The organism is Psychrobacter sp. 1Y4 (assembly GCF_051847555.1).
Genome location: NZ_JBPYDE010000093.1, coordinates 1 through 1,239, shown reverse-complemented (window position 1 = coordinate 1,239; position 1,239 = coordinate 1). Strand labels below are relative to the sequence as shown.

The 1,239-nt window shown below is 47.5% G+C and carries 1 protein-coding gene; it reads left to right on the top strand.

The genetic code is table 11. The features are described 5' to 3' along the window. Nucleotides 1-1,239 (top strand): toprim domain-containing protein (locus ACS8FC_RS14430; RefSeq protein ID WP_439297269.1); only part of this gene is annotated, 1,239 nt, incomplete at both ends.

Sequence of the window (1,239 nt, the reverse complement as noted above, 5' to 3'; positions counted from 1 at the left end):
GATCGCGAGAATTTATTCAAAAAAGAAAAGGTCGCTGCGACTGGTGATGATGCTCGTGAAGGCCTAACGGCTATTGTCTCGGTGAAAGTGCCGGATCCGAAATTCTCAAGCCAGACCAAAGACAAGCTGGTCTCAAGCGAAGTGAAGTCTGCTGTTGAATCAGCGATGCATGATAAGTTCAATGACTATCTGCTAGAGAATCCAACGGCGGGTAAAGCCATTGCTAATAAAATTATGGAAGCAGCCCGGGCGCGTGACGCCGCTCGTAAAGCGCGTGAAATGACCCGTCGCAAGACGACTCTGGATATTGCAGGTCTGCCCGGTAAACTTGCTGATTGCCAAGAAAAAGATCCAGTACTATCTGAGCTATATATTGTGGAGGGTGACTCTGCAGGTGGCTCAGCTAAACAAGGTCGTAGCCGTAAGACTCAAGCTATTTTGCCGCTAAAAGGTAAAATTCTAAACGTTGAGCGTGCGCGCTTTGACAAGATGCTATCGTCTGCTGAAGTGGGTAACCTGATTACCGCACTTGGCTGCGGCATTGGCCCTGACGAATATAATCCAGATAAAGTACGCTATCACAAAATCATTATCATGACCGATGCCGATGTTGATGGGTCACATATTCGTACTCTACTGCTGACTTTCTTCTTCCGTCAAACGCCTGAGTTGATTGAGCGTGGTTATATTTATATCGCTCAGCCGCCGCTATACAAAGTGAAAAAGGGTCGTCAAGAGCTCTATTTAAAGGATGACGAAGCGCTTAAAGCGTATCTATTGTCGTCAACGATTGACAATACGAAGCTACACATCAGTGCTGATGCGCCTGCTATTACTGGGCAAGCGCTTGAGACACTGCTGAATGATTATAACCAAACGCAATTGATCAAAGCCCGTTTGCAGATCCGCTTCCCAGCGGTCATCTTGGATGCATTGACGCATACGCCGAAACTTAGCACTGATATGACTTATGATGAGTCTGCGATGCAGGATTGGAAAGCCGCGATGCAGACTAAGCTGGATCATTTCGGTAGTGATCTAAGTCCTGAGATTGAATTGGTCAATATCCATGCCCCGCAACCAAAAAATATGGATGCAGCGGCTGCCGATCTATTGGGTATGACACCTGTCATTGGTACTGAGGCCGCAAGCACCGCAGAAGGCGAAACGTCAGACAATGAGGCTCTATCTACTAAGGCGCAATGGCTACCACGCGTCACGGTATATGTGCATCAACTG